The 19,757-nt window shown below is 62.2% G+C and carries 19 protein-coding genes; 10 read left to right on the top strand and 9 right to left on the bottom strand.

The annotated features are described in order from the left end of the window. The first annotated feature begins 16 nt into the window (after positions 1-16). From AC1DYC_RS12515 to AC1DYC_RS12490, 6 genes are all read left to right on the top strand, one after another. Positions 17-754 carry a DUF899 family protein gene (locus AC1DYC_RS12515; protein ID WP_477310130.1) on the top strand — a complete coding sequence of 246 codons (738 nt, stop codon included), beginning with the start codon at positions 17-19 and terminating at the stop codon, positions 752-754. 271 nt (positions 755-1,025) lie between these two features. Further along, positions 1,026-1,490, top strand: a complete 465-nt coding sequence (locus tag AC1DYC_RS12510; RefSeq protein WP_477406691.1) for a cupin domain-containing protein — start codon at positions 1,026-1,028, stop codon at positions 1,488-1,490. A gap of 226 nt (positions 1,491-1,716) precedes the next feature. Beyond that, the gene (locus AC1DYC_RS12505; RefSeq protein ID WP_477310107.1) at positions 1,717-2,109 is read left to right on the top strand and encodes a RidA family protein; all 393 of its coding nucleotides are present in this window, start codon (positions 1,717-1,719) and stop codon (positions 2,107-2,109) included. A gap of 74 nt (positions 2,110-2,183) precedes the next feature. Continuing rightward, positions 2,184-2,576 carry a RidA family protein gene (locus AC1DYC_RS12500; protein WP_477406689.1) on the top strand — a complete coding sequence of 131 codons (393 nt, stop codon included), beginning with the start codon at positions 2,184-2,186 and terminating at the stop codon, positions 2,574-2,576. 110 nt (positions 2,577-2,686) lie between these two features. Then, a complete protein-coding gene (locus AC1DYC_RS12495; protein ID WP_477406687.1) occupies positions 2,687-4,669 on the top strand; it encodes a hypothetical protein in 1,983 nt (660 codons plus the stop codon). A gap of 71 nt (positions 4,670-4,740) precedes the next feature. Next, entirely contained in the window at positions 4,741-4,998 is a 258-nt protein-coding gene (locus tag AC1DYC_RS12490; protein ID WP_477406685.1) for a hypothetical protein, read from the top strand. A gap of 107 nt (positions 4,999-5,105) precedes the next feature. Here AC1DYC_RS12490 and carB read toward each other — a convergent pair whose 3' ends face one another. The 3 genes from carB to AC1DYC_RS12475 all read right to left on the bottom strand — a co-directional run bounded on the left by carB (position 5,106) and on the right by AC1DYC_RS12475 (position 10,584). Further along, positions 5,106-8,609: a carbamoyl-phosphate synthase large subunit gene (carB, locus tag AC1DYC_RS12485; protein WP_477406683.1), complete on the bottom strand. Its 3,504-nt coding sequence runs from the start codon at positions 8,607-8,609 to the stop codon at positions 5,106-5,108. Between the two features lie 216 nt (positions 8,610-8,825). Beyond that, positions 8,826-9,662, bottom strand: a complete 837-nt coding sequence (locus AC1DYC_RS12480; RefSeq protein ID WP_477406681.1) for an SH3 domain-containing protein — start codon at positions 9,660-9,662, stop codon at positions 8,826-8,828. Between the two features lie 148 nt (positions 9,663-9,810). Then, positions 9,811-10,584 (bottom strand): metallophosphoesterase family protein, encoded by a 774-nt coding sequence (locus tag AC1DYC_RS12475; protein WP_477406679.1) that lies wholly within the window; start codon positions 10,582-10,584, stop codon positions 9,811-9,813. A gap of 214 nt (positions 10,585-10,798) precedes the next feature. Here AC1DYC_RS12475 and AC1DYC_RS12470 point away from each other — a divergent pair, with 214 nt between their 5' ends. Further along, complete coding sequence (locus AC1DYC_RS12470; protein WP_477406677.1) at positions 10,799-11,269, top strand: nucleoside deaminase; 471 nt, start codon at positions 10,799-10,801, stop codon at positions 11,267-11,269. Between the two features lie 20 nt (positions 11,270-11,289). On the opposite strand, the gene AC1DYC_RS12465 is transcribed toward AC1DYC_RS12470, so the two are convergent. Further along, the gene (locus tag AC1DYC_RS12465) at positions 11,290-11,646 is read right to left on the bottom strand and encodes an ArsR/SmtB family transcription factor (RefSeq protein ID WP_477406675.1); all 357 of its coding nucleotides are present in this window, start codon (positions 11,644-11,646) and stop codon (positions 11,290-11,292) included. A 206-nt stretch (positions 11,647-11,852) separates the two neighbouring features. Here AC1DYC_RS12465 and AC1DYC_RS12460 point away from each other — a divergent pair, with 206 nt between their 5' ends. After that, complete coding sequence (locus AC1DYC_RS12460) at positions 11,853-13,031, top strand: MFS transporter (RefSeq protein WP_477406673.1); 1,179 nt, start codon at positions 11,853-11,855, stop codon at positions 13,029-13,031. Positions 13,032-13,064: 33 nt separating this feature from the next. On the opposite strand, the gene AC1DYC_RS12455 is transcribed toward AC1DYC_RS12460, so the two are convergent. Beyond that, a complete protein-coding gene (locus tag AC1DYC_RS12455; protein WP_477306152.1) occupies positions 13,065-13,529 on the bottom strand; it encodes a MarR family winged helix-turn-helix transcriptional regulator in 465 nt (154 codons plus the stop codon). A gap of 181 nt (positions 13,530-13,710) precedes the next feature. Between AC1DYC_RS12455 and AC1DYC_RS12450 the strand changes: the two genes are divergently transcribed. Beyond that, entirely contained in the window at positions 13,711-14,505 is a 795-nt protein-coding gene (locus AC1DYC_RS12450) for an SDR family NAD(P)-dependent oxidoreductase (protein ID WP_477406671.1), read from the top strand. A gap of 190 nt (positions 14,506-14,695) precedes the next feature. Here AC1DYC_RS12450 and AC1DYC_RS12445 read toward each other — a convergent pair whose 3' ends face one another. Beyond that, on the bottom strand, positions 14,696-15,295 hold the full coding sequence (locus AC1DYC_RS12445; RefSeq protein ID WP_477406669.1) for a LysE family translocator: 600 nt from the start codon (positions 15,293-15,295) through the stop codon (positions 14,696-14,698). Between the two features lie 87 nt (positions 15,296-15,382). Here AC1DYC_RS12445 and AC1DYC_RS12440 point away from each other — a divergent pair, with 87 nt between their 5' ends. Continuing rightward, entirely contained in the window at positions 15,383-16,261 is an 879-nt protein-coding gene (locus AC1DYC_RS12440) for a LysR family transcriptional regulator (RefSeq protein ID WP_477406667.1), read from the top strand. 230 nt (positions 16,262-16,491) lie between these two features. On the opposite strand, the gene AC1DYC_RS12435 is transcribed toward AC1DYC_RS12440, so the two are convergent. From AC1DYC_RS12435 to AC1DYC_RS12425, 3 genes are all read right to left on the bottom strand, one after another. Then, positions 16,492-17,142, bottom strand: coding sequence for a dihydrofolate reductase family protein (locus tag AC1DYC_RS12435; protein ID WP_477406665.1), 651 nt, complete (start codon positions 17,140-17,142; stop codon positions 16,492-16,494). A 101-nt stretch (positions 17,143-17,243) separates the two neighbouring features. Continuing rightward, positions 17,244-18,104 carry a protein-L-isoaspartate O-methyltransferase family protein gene (locus tag AC1DYC_RS12430; protein ID WP_477406663.1) on the bottom strand — a complete coding sequence of 287 codons (861 nt, stop codon included), beginning with the start codon at positions 18,102-18,104 and terminating at the stop codon, positions 17,244-17,246. A 58-nt stretch (positions 18,105-18,162) separates the two neighbouring features. Then, complete coding sequence (locus AC1DYC_RS12425; protein ID WP_477406661.1) at positions 18,163-19,521, bottom strand: Nramp family divalent metal transporter; 1,359 nt, start codon at positions 19,519-19,521, stop codon at positions 18,163-18,165. Positions 19,522-19,757: the final 236 nt, after the last annotated feature.

Genomic DNA, 19,757 nt, shown 5'->3' with positions numbered 1-19,757 from the left:
CGCCAAGGAGACGATCATGATCACCTTCCCCAACGAATCCGCCAGATATCGCACCGCCCGCGAAAAACTCCTGCAGAAGGAACTAGAATTGCGCCGCGCCATGGAGGCCGTGGCTGTCGCCAGGCGCGCTTTGCCGCCGGGCGGGCTGGTTCCGCAGGATTATGTCTTCGATGGGCTGGATGCGGACGGCAGGCCGGCGCGGATAAAACTGTCGGAGTTGTTTGAACCGGGCAAGGATTCGCTTCTCCTCTACAACATGATGTTTCCGCGCCATCCGCAGGAAACGCGTGATGTGGCGGCAAGCGGCGAAACCGCGAAGCTGGCAAGGAAGGACCAGCCTTGCCCGTCCTGCACGGCGCTGCTCGACCAGCTCGACGGCGCCATCGGCCATCTCGAAGGCGCAGGCTTCAATTTCGCCGTGGTGGCCAAGACCGCGCTGGAAAACATGGTTGCGCTCGGCCGCGACCGCGGCTGGAGGAACATCCGGTTCGTTTCGTCCGCCGGCAATACCTTCAAGCGCGACTACCACGCCGAGGCCGATGACGGTGCGCAGCTGCCGCTGATGTCGGTGTTTCACCGCGATGGAGACGGCATCAGGCATTTCTGGTCGTCCGAGCTCGGCTTCGCGCCAACGGATCCCGGCCAGGACCCCCGCGCCCTCGGTCCCTGCGAGATCCTGTGGAATTTGATGGATTTCACGCCGGAAGGGCGGCCGGATTGGCACGAGCAGCTGCAATATGGGTGTTGTCATTGAGGGTGGCGGCTTCACCTTCTCCCCTTGTGGGAGAAGGTGGATCGGCGCGCAGCGCCGAGACGGATGAGGGGTGCTGGAAGGAATGAGACGGTGGCGATTGTCGCCTTCTCTGTGCGGATGAGGCGGTTGTAACACGGGCGTATCGCCAAGCTGGAACACCCCTCATCCGACCTCGCTTCGCGAGGCCACCTTCTCTCACAGGGGGAGAAGGTAAAGCGCGCTTCGGCGGCAGCTATAATTTACAATGCGATGCAGAACTTTGGAGGCAGCCATGCCCAAGATCGACCTGTCTACCGTGCCCGTGCGCAAAGGCTCGGGCTACCCCGCGCCCTTCGACGCCCCATGCGCCAACCGCACGCGCCAGCGCCTGGGCGATGCGGGCGGCCTCGGCGATTTCGGCGTCAACCTGATGACACTCCCGCCCGGTGGATGGTCGAGCCAGCGCCACTGGCACAGCCATGAGGACGAGCTCGTCTATGTGCTGGAAGGCGAACTGGTGCTGGTCGAGGATGGCGGCGAGACGCTGCTCAAGGCAGGCGACTGCGCGACCTTCGCCAAGAACAGCGGCAACGGCCATCACATGATCAACCGCTCCTCGACGACCGCGCGCTATCTCGAAGTCGGCTCGCGGAACCCCGACGATGTCATCACCTGCTCTGACATCGACATGATGAGCCCGAGTTCGGATGGGCGGTTCCTGCACAAGGACGGCATGCCGTATCCAGGGCAGGGGTGAGCGAGGCGCCGGCCTTTCCTTCTCCCCTTGTGGGAGAAGGTGTCGCCGAAGGCGACGGATGAGGGGTGTTCCAGCGGAGTGAGGCGTTGGTGTTTCCTGGAACACCCCTCATCCGTCTCGGCGCTATCGCGCCGATCCACCTTCTCCCACAAGGGAGAAGGGAAGAACGCCGCTGGCGTTCCTCCGCCGCCGCGATAGGCTCGCTCCCAACCAAAGGAGATCCATCATGCCCAAGGAAATCATCGAAGTGCCGGTGCTGTCGGCTGCAGTGCGGGCGCTTGGCGTGCCGCTGTCGCTGGTGACCAAAGGGGCGGGGCTGGTCTTCGTCTCCGGCACGCCGCCGCTCGATCTCTTGACCGGCAAACTGGTCAAGGGCGACATCGAGGTGCAGACGGAGGCATCGCTAAAGGCGCTGAAACACTGCCTGGAAGCAGCGGGAAGCTCGCTGGAAAACGTGCTGATGGTGCGCATCTACGCCGCCAATGCCGGCTTCTACAACGCCATCAACCGCGTCTACGCCAGGCACTTCCCAGAGAACCCGCCCTCGCGGACCTTCGTGCCGGTGGCGTCATGGCCGATGGAGTTCGATATCGAGATCGAGTGTGTGGCGGTGGGGTGAGCTCTGGACCATGGCTCGGCGCTGGCGTTCCGCCCGCGCCGGGATAAGCTCCCTGCAAACAAAGGGAGATCACAGTGAAGAAAGAAGTCATCGAAGTGCCCGTCATGTCGGCCAAGGTGCGGGCGCTCGGGCTACCGTGCTCGACGGCGGTAAGGGCCAACGGCTTCGTGTTCATCTCGGCGACGCCGCCGGTGGACATGGTGACCGGCGAGATGGTGCGCGGCGACATCGAGACCCAGACAGAGGCGTCGCTGAAGGCGCTGAAACATTGCCTGGAAGCGGCCGGCACCTCGCTGGAAAACGTGGTGATGGTGCGTATCTACGCCGTCAATTCCGGCTTCTACAACGCCATCAACCGGGTCTATGCGAAGTACTTCAGCGTCAATCCGCCGGCGCGCAGTTTTGTCCCCGTGGCGTCATGGCCGATGGAGTTTGATATCGAGATTGAGTGTGTGGCGGTGGAGTGAAGGGTGGCCTAAACCCCTTCGTTGGTTGTCACCGACGTTGCGATCGCCAGACGCTCTCGCTATGGTCGATTGGGGAAGATGTGGAGCCGTAAGGCAAACGGGGGTGGATAGTGAATCTTGATGTTTTTGGTCTAAATTCTCAAATGACCCCAGATGAGAACAGGATTGTTAAAAAACGAGATCTTAGAAACCTGCTTACTTCGTACGCTGACGAAGCTGACGTTTTCACCGAAATAGTTCAAAATGCCTTAGACGCGATACGTACTGCCTTTGATACAGGCCTCTATCAAGGAAAATCTCCAAAGCTTACGATATTTCTCGGCCGAAGAAGCAACGAGTCTCACTATTTTGCCGTCCAAGACAATGGCATCGGGATGAGTCCCGAGACTGCAGCAAAATTCACTGCTCCTGGCTTTTCTTCTTTGAAGAAGATGGGCAAGACCGTTGGTTACAAGGGAGTTGGGGCATCCTTTTTCTTCGCTGCGTCCAATCGAATAAGCTTCCGCACCGTAGATCCAACGGGGATCGTGAGCTCGGCTGGTATTGTAGGCTCGCTTCAGTGGGTCCTAAATGACACGTCTCCGTTGCCCATAGTGAATGGAAGTTTCGACGCCCCTCAGGCTGTCATCGACCGTAATTCAGCTGAACATGGCACTGCCGTCGTCTACTATTTTGACACGGCATGGAAACCTTCAAGTCTAACTTATGTTGTTCGGAAAGAGGATGACGCAAATCTAGAAATTGAGCATTGGGCCTTCTTCCTTTGCTGCCGTACCTCTCTGGGGCGTACCCAAACCGTTGGTGGGATCGAGATCGAAGTTGAGTTTGTGCTGGATCGGGGAGATGGAGATGTTCAATCCTCAACTTGGCGGATGGGGGAGTGGAGTCCGCAAGAGAAGAAGTTGGGATATCCGTTTCCGCATAAAGTTCTGAAGGTCGCGCATTCAATCAAGGATATAGAAAATACCCCGGATCATTCGAAAACCCGCCACAATCGAAAGTATCAGGCCGTAAGAGAATTTTTCACAAAAGATCAAATTTTGAGCATCGAACCGAAGATCGATTTTACCGACGAAGAGGTGGAATTTATAGAAGACCACCTTGATTTTGTCGAAATATTCTTTGCCTATTCGACGGATGTTCTGAAGGAAATAAATAATCGAAGTGGTTGCCGCGCCGCGCCTATCCGATATGGCATTAAGCTCTCAGTGGATGGCGTTCCACAAGGACGTTCCCTGGATTTTGACCTCACGTCCAATCAAGGTCTAGGGCGTCAGGCTCATTGTGTTATCGGGTTCTCTAGATTGGAGCTCGATGTCGGCAGAAAGATACCGGCTAATGAAGCGGTAGCTGAAGTAGTTAGAAAGATTGGAGTTCGCATGATGACTGTCGTAGGTGAGTTTCGATGGGCTATGCGGATAAAAGACCGCCCAGACATTGCGACAGACCTGTCCGCATGGCTATCGAGTGTTGAGACCCGGTCTAAGCAGTCCATTGTACGGCACCTGTTCAAACTTGCTGAATCGCCATCTCCGCTAGAGGTGGATCCTGACAGTGAAAACGATGTGATATATTTGTTCGGCGCCATGATAGCTAAGCAGTTTTTAAAAGGCTATCGGGTTAGGGCGCTATCTGGGTCGGCGCGATACGATGGCTTGCTGGACATCAATCACGGCGAGGGTACTGATCTTTATAGTGATCCCCTTTCACGAAGAGATGCAGAAAATACCGTCGACGGTATTGGGAAGGTACTCGAATTCAAATACGCATTCTCCTCTCTGATTGACGATTTCGAAAGTAAGAAGAAGAACCCAAGAGAAATTGATGTGGCGGTAGTTTGGACTCTTCCGATACTTGGAGTGAATAGAGGCTCGATCGAATATTGTTATGATGATAAAGAAGATGTTCGCCCAATATATGGAGGAACACATATTTGGCGAGATGAGAATGACACTTCAAGAATCCCGATAATTTGTCTGCAGCATGTCTGTGCTCTTTTGTCGAAATCCCTTGAGTCAAAGGATGGTAAGCCAGGTTTTGGGACTGGCATCTACGCTAAATTTTTGGAGGAGGATCGAGACCAATCGATATGAGATGGTCATATGGCGCCAGACGAGAGCTTGTTGTTCAACCTAATCTGAGCCAACGATAGGGAGGGTAGGCAATGGATATTACAACCGATCAACGCGATGCATGGTCAAAGCGACCAGAGAATCGTCAATGGGAAGCGACGATTGCTCCTCACTACAAACAATCTGAGGGCGTGGCAGATATTGAAGCGCTTCATGAGATCGCTCGCCTCAACGGACTGATGGATACTCGTTCCAGATACGATCAATTGAATGCTGGTCAGGTTGCTATGAACATTAGAAACCGACTGCGGGTCCTCTGGAAGCAAGGGAAATTGAAACTTCCAAATTGACGGATGCCAGCAGGTTACGGCAAAGCTACATATCAGGTGCATCGCTGCCCCTCATCTGCCTGCCAGCATCTTCTCCCCGTAGAACAGGGACAAGGGAGCCAATCACCTCAGGCAAAATACTCCTGCAGCGGCCTGACCTCGAGGCTCCCTGCCTTCAGCGCCGCAATCGCCTCGGCGACCGCCGCAGCACCCGACAGCGTCGTGTAATACGGCACCTTCTGCATCAGCGTCGCGCGGCGCAGCGACTTGGAGTCCGACACCGCCTTCTGGCCGTCCGTGGTGTTGAAGACGATCTGCACCTGGCGGTTGCGGATGGCGTCTTCGATGTGGGGGCGTCCCTCGAGCACCTTGTTGATCTTCTGGGCGTCGACGCCGTTTTCGGCGAGGAAGCGCTGGGTGCCGGATGTCGCGAGCACTTTGAAGCCCTGGCCGGCAAGGCGTTTCACCGCCGGCAGAATGCCGGCCTTGTCCTCGTCGCGCACCGAGACGAACAGCGTGCCGGAGCGTGGCAGGTCGACACCGGCCCCTAACTGGCTCTTGGCGAAGGCGAGCGCAAAATCGCGGTCGAGGCCCATGACCTCGCCGGTCGAGCGCATTTCCGGGCCGAGCAATATGTCGACGCCGGGGAAGCGGGCGAAGGGGAAGACAGCTTCCTTGACCGCGATGTGGCCGGGATTGCGGGGGTCGGGCATGGCGCCGTAGTGGGCGAAGGCGTCTTCCAGCTTTTCGCCGGCCATGATGCGGGCGGCGATCTTGGCGATGGGACGGCCGATGGTCTTGGCGACGAAGGGCACGGTGCGGGACGCGCGCGGGTTGACCTCCAGCACATAGACCGTGCCGTCCTTGATCGCATATTGCACGTTCATCAACCCGCCGACATTGAGCGCACGGGCGAGAGCCGCCGTCTGGCGCTCCAGCTCGTCGACGAGGTCCGAAGGCAGCGAGTGAACAGGGAGCGAGCAGGCGCTGTCGCCCGAATGGATGCCGGCCTCTTCGATGTGTTCCAGAATGCCTGAGACGAAGGTCGCCGTGCCGTCGCAGAGGCAGTCGACATCGACCTCGATGGCACCCGAGAGATAGGTGTCGAACAAAAGCGGGTTCTTGCCCAGCAGCGTGTTGATCTGGCCGGTCTTGTCGTTGGGGTATTTCTGCTTGATGTCCTCCGGCACCAGGCCGGGAACGGTGTCGAGCAAATAGGACTGTAGCATGCCCTCGTCATGGATGATCTGCATGGCGCGGCCGCCGAGCACATAGGACGGGCGCACCACCAGCGGGAAGCCGAGCTCGCCAGCGACGAGGCGGGCCTGCTCGACCGAATAGGCAATGCCGTTCTTCGGCTGGGTCAGGTTGAGCTTGTGCAGCAGCTTCTGGAAGCGGTCGCGGTCTTCGGCGAGATCGATCATGTCGGGTGACGTGCCGAGGATCGGGATGCCGGCCTTCTCCAGCGCATCGGCGAGCTTCAGCGGCGTCTGGCCGCCGAACTGGACGATGACGCCGACCAGTTCGCCCGAGGCCTGTTCGGCGCGCAGGATCTCCAGCACGTCCTCCGCCGTGAGCGGCTCGAAGTAAAGCCGGTCGGAGGTGTCGTAGTCGGTCGACACGGTCTCAGGGTTGCAGTTGATCATGATCGCTTCGTAGCCGGCGTCGCGCAGCGCGAAGGCGGCATGGCAGCAGCAATAGTCGAACTCGATGCCCTGGCCGATGCGGTTGGGACCGCCGCCGAGGATGACAACCTTCTTGCGCGATGAGACCTGCGCCTCGTTGGCGAGCGCGCCGGCGAAGGGCACTTCGTAGGTCGAATACATATAGGCGGTCGGCGAGGCGAACTCGGCAGCGCAGGTGTCGATGCGCTTATAAACCGGATGAACGTCGAGCTTTTCACGAATCTTCTGAATCACTTCGGTGTCGGTCTTCGTCAGCGACGCGAGGCGGGCGTCGGAGAAGCCCATGGCCTTCAGCATGCGCAGATTGACGGCGTCTTGCGGAATGCCGTGCTCGCGGATGCGGGCTTCCATGGCGAGAATGCCGGCGATCTGTTCGAGGAACCACGGGTCGATCTTGCACATGGCGTGCACGTCTTCGAGCGAGGTGCCCATGCGGATCGCCTGCGCCACCATGCGCAGCCGGTCGGGGGTCGGGGTGCCGAGCGCAGCGCGGATGGCGTTGCGGTCGTCGACGTGGCTGGCGGGCGCGGTGCCATGACCAAGGCCGGGGATTTCGATCTCGTCGAGACCGGTCAGGCCAGTCTCAAGACCACGCAGCGCCTTCTGCAAAGACTCCTGGAAAGTGCGACCGATGGCCATCACTTCGCCGACTGACTTCATGGCGGTGGTCAGCACTGGTTCAGCGCCGGGGAATTTCTCGAAGGCAAAGCGCGGGATCTTGGTGACGACGTAGTCGATCGACGGCTCGAACGAGGCGGGCGTCGCGCCGCCGGTGATGTCGTTCTCCAGCTCGTCCAGCGTGTAGCCGACGGCGAGCTTGGCCGCGATCTTGGCGATGGGGAAGCCGGTCGCTTTGGAGGCCAGGGCGGACGAGCGCGAGACGCGTGGGTTCATCTCGATGACGACGAGGCGGCCGTCAGCCGGGTTGACGGCGAACTGCACGTTGGAGCCGCCGGTCTCGACGCCGATCTCGCGCAGCACCGCGATCGAGGCGTTGCGCATCATCTGGTATTCTTTGTCGGTCAAGGTCAGGGCAGGGGCGACGGTGATGGAGTCGCCGGTATGCACGCCCATCGGGTCGATGTTCTCGATCGAGCAGACGATGATGCAATTGTCCGCCTTGTCGCGGACAACCTCCATCTCGTACTCCTTCCAGCCGAGCACGCTCTCCTCGATCAGCACTTCGGTGGTCGGCGAGGCGTCGAGGCCGGACTGGACGATGTCGTAGAATTCAGCGCGGTTGTAGGCGATGCCGCCGCCGGTGCCGCCCATGGTGAAGGACGGGCGGATGATGGCGGGCAGGCCGACATGGTCGAGCGCCTGGGCGGCGATCGCCATGCCGTGGCTGATATAGCGCTGCTTGCGGTCGCCTTCGCCGAGGTTCCAGCGGGTTTCCAGCGCGTCGAGCGCGGCATCGAGATCGGCAGGCGCCTCGGCCTTGAGCGCGGCGCGCTCGGCCTCATGCATCTTGCGGTCGGTGTTCTTGACGTCGGTGGCGTTGGCCAGCATCGACTTTGGCGTTTCCAGGCCGATCTTCTTCATCGCCTCGCGAAACAGCGCTCGGTCCTCGGCCTTGTCGATTGCCGTGGCGTCGGCGCCGATCATCTCGACATTGTAGCGTTCGAGCACGCCCATGCGGCGCAGCGACAGAGCGGTGTTGAGTGCGGTCTGGCCGCCCATGGTCGGCAGCAGCGCGTCGGGGCGCTCCTTGGCGATGATCTTGGCGACCACTTCCGGCGTGATCGGTTCGATATAGGTGGCGTCGGCCAATTCCGGGTCGGTCATGATGGTGGCCGGGTTGGAATTGACCAGGATGACCCTGAAGCCTTCCTCCTTGAGCGCCTTGCAGGCCTGGGTGCCTGAATAGTCGAACTCGCAGGCCTGGCCGATGACGATGGGGCCGGCCCCGATGATCAGGATCGACTTGATGTCGGTGCGTCTTGGCATCGTTATGAGTTCCGTTCGGCGAGCGGCTTGCACGAAAAACCGGGACGGGAAGACCCGGCCGGTTGTGCTTGCGATTCTGGTATCAGGCTAGGAGGGCCTTATAGGGAAGAGTTTTGGGAGATGTAACCCCGAAAATGCAAGGAAGGCAGTCGGGATTGGGCAGTAGGGATTAGGCGAAGTTGAAGTGCCTACTGCCTATTCCCTACTGCCTAACACCTAATCCCCGAGCGCCAGCGTATCGGTGATCTCGAAGCGCTCGGAGATGCCGATGCGGATCATGTTCAAGCTGCCTTCGCGGGTGAAGCGGAGTTCGTCAGCAGAGTCGGAGCTGGCTGGCAAGCCGCCATGGAAGCTGATGATGCGCGCGCCGCCGTCCGGCCAGGTCACGGTCACGGCGCTGTCGCCGCCGGTATGGGCGACGCTTATCTGGCACTGGGTCATCGGCTCGCCGACATGGCGCGCGCAGGGGATGCCGGGCGCGGGCGGAGCAGGGGAGGGCTCGATCGCCGCGAACGCCATGCCATAGGCATCGTCCATCGCGGTCTGGCCGATCTCGGCGGCGGACTTTGGCGCGCCTGGATCCGTGCCGCCGAGACGCTGCGTCAGGTCAGGCGGCGGCGCAGGTGCGGGCGGTGGGGAAGGCGTCGTGGCGTCCGGGTTGGCATCGGTGGCCGTGGCGACAGTGGGCGCATCCGCCGGCTGGTCGGATTCAGGCACGGTCGCCGGATTGACCGGAACGAGATAGCGCGCCGGCGCCCAGCCGGTGGCGCTGGGATTGTCTGAAACAACCTTGCACCAGGGATGTCCGTCAATGTCGTTGCAGCCGAGGTTGCGCACGCTCGCGCCAGCAGCCACCCGCGCCTCGGTCTTGCCGATCGGCGATGGCTTGGCGCGGATGTTGAGCAGGTCGTCGGGGGCAAGGCCGGTGACGATGGAGATGAAGGGCGCCTCTTCGGCATGGGCCGGGACAACTGCCGGCCACGCCACCGTCAGCAGCGGAGCGGCAATCAGCGCATGCAAACTTGTTCGGAGCGTAACGATGCGCCTCATCATTGGCCGTGCACGGATACTCTGTACCTTTGCCGCGACATGTCTGCTGCATGCCGAGGGCGGTTTATAAGGGACGATACGGCGCCATGTAAGTCCGAAAATGCGTCCGATCTTTGGTGCCTGGAGGCGGAGGCAGGGCACAGCTGCGCGGTCACACGGAGCCTTGCCAGGAGGATTTCGGCATGAAGCCGGTTCTCAGCGCATGCGCCCATTCCGGCCGTCCCGCCTGTTCGGCCTGCCTGGCCGCCGCTTCGTGGTCGTAGTCGACGGCGATGGTCTCGAAACGGTCCGGTCCGTCGCCAAGCGTAACGAAGCCGTAGCGCGCATGCGGGCTGCCTTGCTCCGAAACATGCGCCGGCGGGGTGTCGTCGTCATAGGCGGGGGCGCCGACACTGCCGGGGTTGAATAGGACGGGGCCGCCGGGAATGCGGATCAGCTCCGGGCGGTGGCTGTGTCCGCACAGCACGATGCGGCAGGTGGGGTCGAGCGGCTCCAGCCGTCGCTGAATAGCCGCAAGCGGCGCCCGCACCAATTGGCCACCGACGATCGCATCGAGCAGATAGTTCTCGTCATGGTCGGGCCGGGCATGGAAAGCGACCACGCCGGGAATGATCTCCAGCATGAAAGGCAAAGCGAACAGCGCCTCGCGCTGCGCTGATGTCAGCCGCTCCTGTGCATAGCGGTCGGAAGCCCACATCGTGTCGTCGGCCGGATCGACGGCGACGCGTCGGTCATGGTTGCCGCGCACGGTCGGCAGGTCGAGCGCTTCGAGCCGCTCAAACGTCTCACGCGGCCACAGCGGCCCGGAGACGCAATCGCCGAGATTGATGGTGAGATCGGCGCCGCCGCGCCGCTCGAGATCGGCGAGCACGGCATCCAGTGCCAGCACATTGCCATGGATGTCGGCGAGAACGGCAATGCGCATGCGGCGGGCTCCCTGGTGCAGCCGCGTTAGAGGCTTTGCGGCAGTCTTCGTTATCAAGCCCCTGCCTTCGGTATCAAGCCCTTGAGATTGTTCGGGACAGCCGGCAGCCACGACCCGTGGCTTTTGTGGAAGCACTCCATCTGCTAGCGTCCACGCCGTTCCAGAGTTCATCTGGGGGAAGATCTGCTCAAGACAGCCTTGGAGGGACCAGGCGATGACCCGCGACCAGATGGTTGCCCACCTGCGCGCCGCCAATGACGTCGCGCGCGAGACTGCCGCGCACGGGCATCATCCTTTCGGCTGTGTGCTCGTCGGCCCCGACGATCGCATCCTGATGCGGCAAGGCAACATCAACACCGTGCGCCACGCCGAAACAGAGCTCTCCCGGCGTGCCGCGGACGCCTATCCGCCGGAATTCCTCTGGTCGTGCACGCTGGTCACAACCGGCGAGCCCTGTGCGATGTGCACCGGAACGCTCTACTGGGCCAATATCGGCCGGCTGGTTTATGGCTACGAGGAGACCAAGCTTCTCGCGCTGACTGGCGACCACGCCGCGAATCCTACGATGAACCTCTCGTCGCGCACGGTCCTCGCCTCCGGGCAGAAGCCGGTCGAGGTCCACGGGCCCTTCCCCGAGATGGACGAGGAACTTCTCGCGCCGCATATCGGTTTTTGGCAGCGCTAGGAACTTGACTTCGGAACCGGTTAGGCCGGCAGTTCGATGTCGTGACCGCCAACCGCGGGCAGGGCGGGATCGTCTCCGGCCGCGGCAATGACGCTGTCGAGCAGGCCGGGGAAGCGGGCGTCGAGATCGGTGCGGCGCAGCGTAATCATCCGATTGGTGCCGACCACTTCGGCGCGTGTGACGCCGGCTTCGCGCAATTTGGCGAGGTGATAGCTGAGGTTGGTCTTCGAGCCGAAGTCGAGGAACTGGCTGCAGTTCAGCGCCAGGCCTTCCTTGCTGGCGAGATAGCGCACAATGGCGAGCCGGGTCGGGTCGCCAAGCACGGCGAGCACGATCGGCAGGCTGATCTGGTCTGTGTTGGGGTGCGGCAAGGTCATGGCCCGAAACTAAGCACAGTCGGTGGCGATTTCAACGCGTGGCTCTTTCGGTGCCCGTACACACTGTTTCTCCGTTTCGCGATTGGCCCAATGGCTGTCCTGACACAGGGCTGTCAGCAGGCTTCAGCTATTTTCGCCTGGCTTCATTGACATCATGCCCTGTTATGTCCAATTGTTCAATAACTTTTGAACTAAGGACACCCCCAATGGACAAGCGCCTCTTCTGGCTTGCGCTCGGATCGTTCACGATCTCGACCGAAGGCTTCGTCATTTCCAGCCTTTTGCCCGATATCGCCGGCGACGCCGGCATCTCCATTCCGCTCGCCGGCACGCTGATCACCGCCTTCGCGCTCGCCTATGCGATCGGCACGCCGATCCTGGCGACGCTGACCGGCGAATGGGACCGGCGCCGCGTCATCCTGTGGACGCTGGTGTTCTTTGTCATCGGCAATCTGGTGGCAGCACTAAGCTCCTCCTTCGAACTGCTGCTCATAGCCCGTATCATCATGGCGCTGTCGTCGGGCCTGTTTGCGGCGACCGCGCAGGGCACGGCGGTGGCGCTGGTCGATGACCATCACCGGGCGCGCGCCATTGCCGTCGTTGTCGGCGGCACCACCGTGGCGGTTGCGCTCGGCGCGCCGCTCGGTGCGCTGGTCGCCACGATTGCCGGCTGGCGCGGTACCTTCTTTGCCATTGCCGGGCTCGGCGCGCTGGTTGGCGCAATCCTGTGGTACCGGCTGCCGCACGGCATCGTCGGCACCAGGCTGCCGCTGCGGCGCCGGCTGGCCGCGGCGCTGCGCCCCGGCGTCATGCCGATCCTTCTGACGACGGCTCTGGCCCTGATCGGCGCCTTCTCGGTCTTTTCCTACATCGCACCGCTGGCCATCCAGAGCGGCGGTTTGAGCCCGCTGGCGCTGCCCGGCATGCTACTCGCCTTCGGTGTCGGCGCCGTCATCGGCAACATTGCCGGCGGTCAGGCTGCCGACCGGTTCGGTGCGACGCGCACCGTCGGCTGGTCGCTGGCGCTGAGTGCGGCGATGCTGGTCATGCTCTCGGTCATCCCGACCTTCCTGCCGCAGCACATCGCCGGGCCGGTGCTGATGGCCATGATGGTGCCGTGGGGCATGGTCGGCTGGGCGTTCCCGCCGGCGCAGGCCAGCCGCATCATCAAGCTGGCGCCCGACGCAGCACCCATCGTGCTGTCGCTCAACGCCTCGGCGCTCTATCTCGGCGTTGCGTTGGGCGCGGTGGTCGGCGGTGCCGTGCTGCGCTACGGCGTGCCGGCCGATCTCGGCCTCATCGCCGCAATCTTCCCGCTGATCGGGCTTGGCGTGGTGCTGGCTGGCCGCTGGGCGGCCCGCCCGGTCGCCGTGCCGGCGGAGTAACCTGCTTGTAGAACCTTACTGGCGGCCGCTCTTTCAGTCCTGAAGGGCGGCCGCCGGCATTTCGTAATCCAGCGCCGCGACTTCATCCAGCATGGCGCGCAGCTCTGCCGCCCGGTCCTTGCCGACCATGTCCTCAAAACGCTGCTGGGCAAGGCTCCACAATTTCGTCGCCTCTTCGAGCTTGGCGAGGCCCTGGCTTGTCAACCGCACACGCTTGATGCGGCGATCGTCCTTGTCGGCGAAGGTCTCGATATAGCCGTCGCGGATCAGCGGCTTCAGCGTGTGGCCGAGCGCCGACAGATCCATGACCATCTCTTCTGCAATGGTGCCCATCGCCGGCTCGCTGCCGACATAGATCTGGTAGAGCAGGCCGTATTGCGTGCCCTTCAGGCCCGAAGGCGCGATCACATCGTCATAGAAGCGGCTGAGCTTGCGCGCCGCGCGCCGCAGCGTGGCGTTGTTGCAAGGGCTGAATCCCGGCATCGCAGTCTTGGTCATCACGGCTCCTCGCCGACAAAAGCGTCTGCCGGCCTGCCGCAGAAATAGTTTCTGTCGCCTCCGTTGACAAGATAGTGGCATATGCCTATTTCCCCGATAGTGGTATATGCCACTAATCGGAAATCAGGCGGCGGGATGAGAGATTTCCGTCTCGCCGGGCAGCACCAAAAGGAACAGGACAATGAGTGGACAGGACAACAAGGGCACGGCAGTCATCACCGGCGCATCGGCGGGAATCGGCGCGGTCTATGCCGACCGGCTGGCAGGGCAGGGCTACGATCTGGTGCTGGTGGCGCGGCGCGCCGACCGGCTCGAGGAACTGGCTGAAAAGCTTCGTTATGCCTACCAGCGCAAGGTCAGCGTGATTGCCGCCGATCTCGCCGACGACAATGATGTGCGCCGCGTCGAGCAGGCGATCGCAGCCGACGACAGCGTGACGCTGCTGGTCAACAATGCCGGCATCGGCGGCCAGGCCGTGGTGGCAACCGCCGACGCCGACGAGGCCGAGCGCATGATCAAGGTCAACGTCATTGCCTTGACCCGCCTGACCCGCGCTGTGCTGCCGGGGCTTTTGGCGCGCAACCGCGGCGCCATCATCAACATCGCCTCGGTGCTCGCCTATGAGACCTCGTTCGGCGGCATCTACAGCGGCACCAAGGCCTATGTCGTCAACTTCACCGAGGGGCTGCACCGCGAAGTTGCCGGCACCAATGTGAAGGTGCAGGCAGTGCTGCCGGGTGCGACCCGCACCGATTTCTGGGAGCTTGCCGGCAGCGATATCGACCAGCTGCCGAAGGAAATCATCATGAGCGCCGACGACATGGTCGATGCCGCGCTCGTTGGTCTGTCCCGGGGCGAAGCCGTCACCGTGCCAGCGCTTGCCGATGCGGAGAAGCTCGACACCTTCCTTGGCGCAAGGCAGGCCTTCTACGGCAGCCTGCACGCCGACAAGCCGGCTGCCCGCTACGCGGCTTGAGCTGACAGGACTTGGGTTCCTCGCCCCGCAAAGCGGGGGAGAGGTGGCCGCGAAGCGGCCGGAGAGGGGCCTTCGTAGGGCGGATGTCTTGCGGGAGCCTGGCCGCCGTCGTCGCGCCAGTCCCCCTCTCCGTCTCGGCTTCGCCGAGCCACCTCTCCCCCACATTCGTGGGGGCGAGGAACTGGAGCGTCTAAGCCCCCCGCCACATCGGAATGATCGACGCCGCCAGCACCAGCGCCAGCACGATGTTGAGCGCGCGCCATTGCCATTCGGTCCTGAGCAGCCGTGCCAGCACCATGCCGGCCACGCACCAGATGGACAACATCACCGCGGCCGCCAGGCCAAAGGTCGAGCCGAGCAGCAGTGCGAGTTGTCCCGGTCCGTCGGCAAGTGCTGCGAACGAAGCCGCGGCGCCCAGACCCATCGCCCAGCCCTTTGGGTTCAACCATTGGATGCCGGCGCCGCTGAGGAAACTGGTGGGCTTGGCCATCGTGACATCGAGATTGGGCGGCCCGGCGCGGCCGATCTTGATCGCCAGCCAGACGAGATAGAGCGAGCCGACAAGTTTCATCGCCAGCTGTAGCGATGGCACGGCGAGCAGCAGTCCGGCGAGCCCGGCGGCCGCGGCTCCCGTTACTGTGGCAAGACCGGTGGCGCTGCCCGTCATAAGCGGGACGGAACGACGGAAGCCGAATTGCGCGCCGGAGGCCGTCGACAGCGTGGTCGCAATGCCAGGCGTGCCGGTTGCGATGATTGCGAAAACGACAAGGGGAATGATGGGCTCGAACATACGGGCTTCCTCGGTGGGCTGCCCATCGTAGCCGCGTACCACCTTCAGTAAATGCAATGTTTGCGATGGTTGGCATTAGCAGATATAATGCAAGCCATGATCCGAAACCTCGACACGGCGCTGATCCGCACCTTCGTCACCGTCGCCGACAAGGCCAGCATGACGGCGGCGGCGAATGCGCTGCATCTGACACAAGGCGCCGTCAGCCAGCAGGTCAAGCGGCTTGAAGAGGCGCTCGGCTGCAGCCTGTTCGAGCGCGACCGGCGCGGCTTGCGGCTGACGCGGCCTGGCGAGCGGCTGTTCGGCAAGGCAAAGCGGCTGCTCGGCCTCAATGACGAGATCTGGGCCGAGATGGCGGGCACGGAGGTTGCCGGCCAGGTGCGGCTCGGCGTGCCCTACGACCTCGTCGGCACCTTGCTGGCGCCGGTGCTGAAGGCCTATTCGGAAGCCTATCCACGGGTCGAGATATCGCTGCTCTGCGCTGCCTCGCCGGACCTTACCGCTGCCCTTGCGGCCGGCACGATCGATCTTGCCGTCATTGAGGAACGGGTTGGCCCGACGGCCGGCGAGTGCCTTGCCATCGACCGGCTGGTCTGGGTCGGGGCCAAGGGCGGCGTTGCCCGCGCCAAACGGCCGCTGCCGGTGTCGATCGTCGCCGACACCTGCGCCTTCCGCCCGGTGGTGCTGGCCGCACTCAACGAACACGGGCTGGAATGGCGCACCGTGTTCGAGAACGGCAACATCGATGCCACGACGGCCACGGTGCGCTCCGACCTCGCCGTCACCACCTGGCTCGCCTCCACCGTGCCGGCCGACCTCGACATCCTGCCTGTCGATGCCGGCCTGCCGCCGCTGCCGAATTTCTCTATCAATTTGCATCTGCCGAGATTTGGCGCGGCCCCGGCGGCGCAGGAGTTTGCGCGGTATATCAGGGATGGACTGGCGCGGCGGGCGGTGGCGGCTTAGGCGTCGCACTTCGCTGGAGCACCCCTCATCCGTCTCGGCGCTACGCGCCGATCCACCTTCTCCCACAAGGGGAGAAGGCAAGGCGCACGCAGGTTACCACTAATTGCAAATGCTGGAGATAGGCAGAGCCGTATACGCCAGGCTCCCCCTTCTCCCCCTGTGGGAGAAGGTGGCCTCGCGAAGCGAGGTCGGATGAGGGGTGTTCCAGCTTGGCGCTATGATCGGTGATCTTACTTCCAGTTCCTACGTCGCTCGAGCTCGGCGTCGGACGGCTCCTGCGTGACAAACGACCCAACCTTGACCTCGCCTGATCGTTCGTAGGTCGCCATGATGACGCCAGTGGTCGTGGCCTGCGACTTGACGAGCTTGAAGGCGGCCGGCATCGCGCCACCATCGAACAGCCGCTTGCCCTTGCCCAGCAGCAGCGGGAAGATCATCAGCCGGATCTCGTCGATCAGCCCGTTGGCGAGCAAGGTCTGGATAAGCTCGCCCGAACCCTGGATGAGCAGGTCAGGTCCATCCTCCTTTTTGAGGCGGCGCAACGCCGCGACGATATCGTCGCCAAGCCATTGCGTGTTCTCCCAGGTGAGTGTGTCAGGCCGATTCGTCGCCACATATTTGGTCGCAGGATTGAAGGCATCTCCGATCGGATCTTTCTGGTAAGGCCAGTATGCCGCGAAGATGTCGTAGGTTCTGCGGCCGAGCAGCAGGGCGAAAGGTTTGGAGAACAGTTCATCCATCGCCACACCCGCCACTTCGTCAAAATAATGGAAGGTCCAGCCGCCGAACTCGAAGCCGCCGACCGGATCTTCCTCGGGACCACCTGGTGCTTGCATGACGCCGTCCAGGGTGACGAAGGTGGCGGCGATGATCTTTCGCATTGGATTTTTCCTTCTCTTTGGTCCGCGCCGTCAGGGCCGGACTTCGATCCAAGGACGCACAAGTCAGCGGCCATCCGACAGGTAACGGCAAAAAACGATACCTATTGCCGCTGTCGCCTGCCGCCAAGCGCCTGCGACGAAAACCAGACGTCGCCGATGACAGCAGTGGCGGTCCGGTCCGGCGCCCTGTCTGATGTCAGCCAGATGGAGCGGCTTCGCGCCGCTTGCTGGAGGTCGGGGATTTTAGCCGCTGAGCCGGCGACCGAGGCGCCTACGCAGGGGATGAACCATGAGCGCATGAACGGGTCGCAGGTAAAGCCCTTGTCGGTGCGGGTCACCATCACCGCAAGGCCGACGCTCTGGGCCGGGCGCCAGGGAAAGATCATACGGCCGCCAGACTTCAGCGCCCGTAGCCATCTAACCGGTGGGGCGACGACGCCAGCGTTGACATAGATGATGTCGGATGGCGGCAGATCGCTCGTGACGGCATCACCGTGAATGACGATGACATTGTCATAGGTTTCGAGGTTCTTTGTCGCTTTGGCGGCAAGGTCGGCCTCCAGTTCGAAGGCGGTGACCGCGCCAGGCGAAACCAGCCGGGCCAGCAAGGCGGTGTAGTAGCCGGTGCCGGCGCCGACATGGGTGACGGCCTCGCCCGGTCTGGGGGCGATCCTGCCGATCCACATGGCGTGCAGGGAGGGTTCGCCATTGTTGATGCCTTTGTCGGCATCGAGCGCCACCAGCACATCCTGATAGATGTGAACCGGATCGGCGCTCGGCGTCATGATCTTGCCGTTGCCGGTGATGAGCGCCCGGCCGGCGACCACCGTCCACGGGCCGGGACCAAGAAAGGCCTCGCGCGGCACTGCGGCGAAAGCCTCTTCGAGGCGCGGATCGGCCGAGCCGGCACTGGCCGCCATCAGCTGCGCATAGAATTTTCTTGCGTCTTCGACACTTGTCATGATGCGCTACAAAATAGCGCGAAGCGCCGGTTTGTCTCGCTCGGAAGAAGCAGAAAAATCAACCGACGCCGAAGATGGTGTCGTAGAGCAGCTTGAAGTTGAGCACCAGGATGATCGCCGCGACCACCCAGGCAAGCGCGGCGACGCCGCGCGGAATGGCAAGGTTGCCCATCTTCTTCTTGTCGGAGACGAACTGCACCAGCGGGATGACCGCGAAGGGCAACTGCATCGACAGGATCACCTGGCTGAAGACCAGCAACTGGCCGGTGCCCTTTTCGCCATAGAGCGCGGTGACGATCACCACCGGGACGATGGCGATGCCGCGCGTCAGCAGCCGGCGTGCCCATTGCGGAATGCGCAGGCGCAGAAAGCCTTCCATGACGATCTGGCCGGCAAGTGTTGCGGTGACGGTCGAGTTGAGGCCGGAGGCGAGCAACGCCACTGCAAACAGGATCGAGGCGATGCCGAGGCCAAGCAGTGGCGACAGGAGTTCGAAGGCCTGGCCGATCTCGGCGACGTCCTGGTGGCCGGTGCCGTGGAAGGCGACAGCCGAGACGATCAGGATGGAAGCGTTGACGAACAACGCCAGGATGAGCGCGATGGTGGAGTCGGTCGTCGCCCATTTGATGGCGTCGCGCTTGCCCTTTTCGGTCCGCTCGTAGGCGCGTGTCTGCACGATCGAGGAGTGCAGGTAGAGATTGTGCGGCATCACGGTGGCGCCGATGATGCCGATGGCGATGTAGAGCATGGCCGGGTTGGTGATGATCTCCGTCGACGGCACGAACATCGAATGCAGGATCGAGCCGACCGGCGGCGCCGCGGCAAAGATCTGGATGGCGAAACAGCCGAAGATGATGATCAGAAGCGCGATGACGAAAGCTTCGAGATAGCGGAAGCCCTTGTTCATCAACAACAGCACGATGAAGGCGTCGAGCGCCGTCAGCATGGCGCCGCCGATCAGCGGAATGCCGAACAGAAGCTGCAGCGCAATCGCCGTGCCAATGACCTCGGCGAGGTCGCAGGCGATGATGGCGAGCTCGCAGGCGATCCACAGCACGAAACTGACCGGGCGGGGATAGTAGGCGCGGCAGGCCTGGGCGAGGTCACGGCCGGTGGCGATGCCAAGTCGGGCGGCAAGCGCCTGCAGCAGGATCGCCATCAGGTTGGACAGCATGATGATGAACAAAAGCGTGTAGCCGAACTGCGCGCCGCCGGCGAGGTCGGTCGCCCAGTTGCCCGGATCCATATAGCCGACCGAAACCATGTAGCCCGGTCCCATGAAGGCGAACAGGCGGCGGAACCAGACGCCGGTCTGCGGCACCGCGATCGTGGAATTCACCTCGCGCAGGCTCGGCGGATTGTCCTCCGGCCTGTCAAATCGCCAGGCTGATCCCACGGTTGCGTCGGCTTCGGACATGGAGGGCTTTCCACTGGATGGATTGGTTGATGTCATCCTATCTATGCCAGGGCTCAACATTATGCAATAGGCTATATTTCATTGTATGTGCTTCTTGTTGGGGCAGGTGATGGACGCGCTGGGGGTGATCGCAAACGCCGGTTGCGCCTGCCATGGAATGCAAATAAACGGCTGGAACAGTTAAGCCCGTGCTATGAATGGCAAAGGGCGATTGATTTGTCGAAAGCCAAGAGGGA

The organism is Mesorhizobium sp. P2_E7 (assembly GCF_056403855.1).
The sequence above is the reverse complement of the archived record's forward strand: the minus strand, read 5'-3'. Positions and strand labels throughout refer to the sequence as shown.

What these genes read in the sequence shown, in the direction of transcription:
- AC1DYC_RS12510 (WP_477406691.1), top strand. Translation starts at nt 1,026, where the DNA reads ATGCCCAAGATCGACCTGTCTACCGTGCCCGTGCGCAAAGGCTCGGGC.
- AC1DYC_RS12465 (WP_477406675.1), bottom strand. Translation starts at nt 11,646, where the DNA reads ATGACCTTGCCGCACCCCAACACAGACCAGATCAGCCTGCCGATCGTG.
- AC1DYC_RS12460 (WP_477406673.1), top strand. Translation starts at nt 11,853, where the DNA reads ATGGACAAGCGCCTCTTCTGGCTTGCGCTCGGATCGTTCACGATCTCG.
- AC1DYC_RS12440 (WP_477406667.1), top strand. Translation starts at nt 15,383, where the DNA reads ATGCAAGCCATGATCCGAAACCTCGACACGGCGCTGATCCGCACCTTC.
- AC1DYC_RS12455 (WP_477306152.1), bottom strand. Translation starts at nt 13,529, where the DNA reads ATGACCAAGACTGCGATGCCGGGATTCAGCCCTTGCAACAACGCCACG.
- AC1DYC_RS12435 (WP_477406665.1), bottom strand. Translation starts at nt 17,142, where the DNA reads ATGCGAAAGATCATCGCCGCCACCTTCGTCACCCTGGACGGCGTCATG.
- AC1DYC_RS12475 (WP_477406679.1), bottom strand. Translation starts at nt 10,584, where the DNA reads ATGCGCATTGCCGTTCTCGCCGACATCCATGGCAATGTGCTGGCACTG.
- AC1DYC_RS12425 (WP_477406661.1), bottom strand. Translation starts at nt 19,521, where the DNA reads ATGTCCGAAGCCGACGCAACCGTGGGATCAGCCTGGCGATTTGACAGG.
- AC1DYC_RS12490 (WP_477406685.1), top strand. Translation starts at nt 4,741, where the DNA reads ATGGATATTACAACCGATCAACGCGATGCATGGTCAAAGCGACCAGAG.
- AC1DYC_RS12470 (WP_477406677.1), top strand. Translation starts at nt 10,799, where the DNA reads ATGACCCGCGACCAGATGGTTGCCCACCTGCGCGCCGCCAATGACGTC.
- AC1DYC_RS12480 (WP_477406681.1), bottom strand. Translation starts at nt 9,662, where the DNA reads ATGATGAGGCGCATCGTTACGCTCCGAACAAGTTTGCATGCGCTGATT.
- AC1DYC_RS12450 (WP_477406671.1), top strand. Translation starts at nt 13,711, where the DNA reads ATGAGTGGACAGGACAACAAGGGCACGGCAGTCATCACCGGCGCATCG.
- AC1DYC_RS12445 (WP_477406669.1), bottom strand. Translation starts at nt 15,295, where the DNA reads ATGTTCGAGCCCATCATTCCCCTTGTCGTTTTCGCAATCATCGCAACC.
- carB (WP_477406683.1), bottom strand. Translation starts at nt 8,609, where the DNA reads ATGCCAAGACGCACCGACATCAAGTCGATCCTGATCATCGGGGCCGGC.
- AC1DYC_RS12505 (WP_477310107.1), top strand. Translation starts at nt 1,717, where the DNA reads ATGCCCAAGGAAATCATCGAAGTGCCGGTGCTGTCGGCTGCAGTGCGG.
- AC1DYC_RS12430 (WP_477406663.1), bottom strand. Translation starts at nt 18,104, where the DNA reads ATGACAAGTGTCGAAGACGCAAGAAAATTCTATGCGCAGCTGATGGCG.
- AC1DYC_RS12515 (WP_477310130.1), top strand. Translation starts at nt 17, where the DNA reads ATGATCACCTTCCCCAACGAATCCGCCAGATATCGCACCGCCCGCGAA.